We start from the raw sequence: 1,626 nt of genomic DNA on the forward strand, positions 1-1,626 counted from the left end.
CAAGGCGGGTGTTAGTGCTAAAGTAATTGAAGTTAAAAATTTTGAAGATTTAAATAAAATAAAAGATGAAGTAAAAGGTAATATTGTTTTTTTTAATTACCCTTTTAATAAAACATTATTACGTGGGGCATATGGTGATGCAGTAAGATACAGAAGCAGTGGAGCATCCGCAGCTGCGAAGTATGGCGCAGTAGCAGTTATTGTACGCTCGGTTACTGCTGCATACGATGATAATCCGCATACAGGTGCATTACGATACAACGATAGTTTTCCAAAAATACCGGCAGTTGCAATAAGTACAAAAGATGCGGATAAATTAAGCAATGGTTTAAAAGGTATTTATAAATTTGAAAAACTTTTTTTAAGAACCAACTGTTTAATGCTGCCCGATACTATTGGGCACAATGTAATTGGCGAAATAAAGGGAACGGAATTTCCTGATGAAATAATTACTGTTGGCGGGCATTTAGACAGCTGGGATGCTGCCGAAGGCGCAAGTGATGATGGCACCGGCATGGTACAAAGTATAGAAATTTTAAGAGCGTTTAATGCTGCCGGATATAAGCCAAAAAGAACCATCCGCATTGTTTTATTTGCAAATGAAGAGAACGGGTTACGTGGGGGAAATAAATATGCGGAAGAAGCTAAAGCTAAAAAAGAAAAACACATTATGGCAATGGAAAGCGATGGCGGTGCCGAATACCCACGTGGCTTTAATTGCGGTATGACGAAGGAACAATATGCAAAAGTGGAAAATTGGAAAAAATATTTTACACCTTATGATGCTGATAAATTTTCTTTTAGCGAAGGTGGTGGAGGCGGTGCAGATATTGGCCCTTTGCAAACTAATTTTAAAACGGCCCAGTTTGGTTTAAATACCACTGGCCAGCGGTATTTTGATTTACACCATGCTGCTACAGATGTTTTTGAAAATGTAAATGCACAGGAATTAAATTTAGGCGCTGCTGTTATGGCGGCAATGGTTTATTTGGTAGATAAATACGGATTATAATTATCTTGCAATAAAAATAAAAATATGGAAGAAATAAAATCTGCTGATGCAGTAAGGCCACTGCCAAAAAAAGCAGGCGGGTTTAAAAAATTTGTGCGTTGGTTTACATTTATTCTGCTTGCAGTATTACTGTTGTTTGGCTACTGGAAATATTATTATACTTACAGTGATGGATACCGGAGCGGCTTATTACAAAAACTTTCTCATAAGGGAAATATTTTTAAAACTTATGAAGGTGAACTGGTGCAACGCAGTATAGTTTCTACCTCCAATGTGGGTATTGCCTCTGAAAAATTTTATTTTTCTGTAACCGTTGACAGTGTGGCTAAGGCCATGCAAAAATTTGAAGGTAAAAATGTAAAGTTACATTACCTGCAAAAAAATGGCACGTTGCCCTGGCGTGGTGAGAGTGAATATATTGTAGATGCGGTAGAATTGGATATCAATCCATAATTTTTTACCCATGTAATAAAAATATAACCGGCTTTTTATGAAAGTCGGTTTTTTCTTTTTGCCACTCTGCAACTTTTTTGATTTTAATATATTCGTTAGCAGAAGTAAGTTCAGCTGCAATACAAAACCTGGTGGAGGGCTTGCAGGTTTTTAAAATGGTT

At 36.8% G+C, this 1,626-nt stretch carries 2 protein-coding genes; both read left to right on the forward strand.

Annotated features, from left to right (window positions below; genetic code table 11):
* Positions 1-1,012 (forward strand): M20/M25/M40 family metallo-hydrolase (locus ACY65O_RS14710; RefSeq protein ID WP_462221615.1); only part of this gene is annotated, 1,012 nt, incomplete at its 5' end.
* 24 nt (positions 1,013-1,036) lie between these two features.
* Positions 1,037-1,465: a hypothetical protein gene (locus ACY65O_RS14715; protein ID WP_462221616.1), complete on the forward strand. Its 429-nt coding sequence runs from the start codon at positions 1,037-1,039 to the stop codon at positions 1,463-1,465.
* Positions 1,466-1,626 lie beyond the last annotated feature (161 nt).

The organism is Ferruginibacter sp. (genome assembly GCF_031430955.1).
GTDB lineage: Bacteria > Bacteroidota > Bacteroidia > Chitinophagales > Chitinophagaceae > Ferruginibacter.